The 418-nt window shown below is 73.9% G+C and carries 1 pseudogene; it reads left to right on the top strand.

The window, feature by feature from the left end:
• Positions 1-418, top strand: a pseudogene (locus KBX53_RS35865) (two-component sensor histidine kinase); the annotation flags it as partial.

Raw genomic sequence — 418 nt, 5'->3', positions numbered from 1 at the left:
GTACCCGGGTCACCGCCGCGTTCGCCGTCGGCGCGCTCCTGCTCTCGGCGTCGATGGCCCTGATCTCCTACGATCTGACCCGCCGGTCCCTGCTCGACGAGCGTGAACGCACCGCCCTGCGCGCCGCCTACTTCGACGCCACGGTCGTTCGTGCCGGGATCGACACGGACACCCCGGACGTGGTGGAGGTGCTCCGGTCGTTGGACACCGGGGGTAGCCGGCGGCCGGTGCTGCACCTCAACGGCGAGTGGTACGCGCGCGCCGCCGATCCGGGCACCACCGCCGCCATCCCCGCCGAGCTGCGGCGGGTCGTCGCCGCCGGGGAACCGGCCGTGCAGCGGGTACGCGTCGACGGGCAGTCCGCCCTGGTGGTCGGGGTGCCGCTGTCCGCGTCCGCGGCGTACTTCGAGGTCAACTC

Origin of the sequence: Micromonospora sp. M51 (genome assembly GCF_018070305.1) — a bacterium.
GTDB lineage: Bacteria > Actinomycetota > Actinomycetes > Mycobacteriales > Micromonosporaceae > Micromonospora > Micromonospora parva.
Note: the sequence above shows the minus strand (reverse complement) of the source record. Positions and strands in the feature narration are given on the sequence as shown.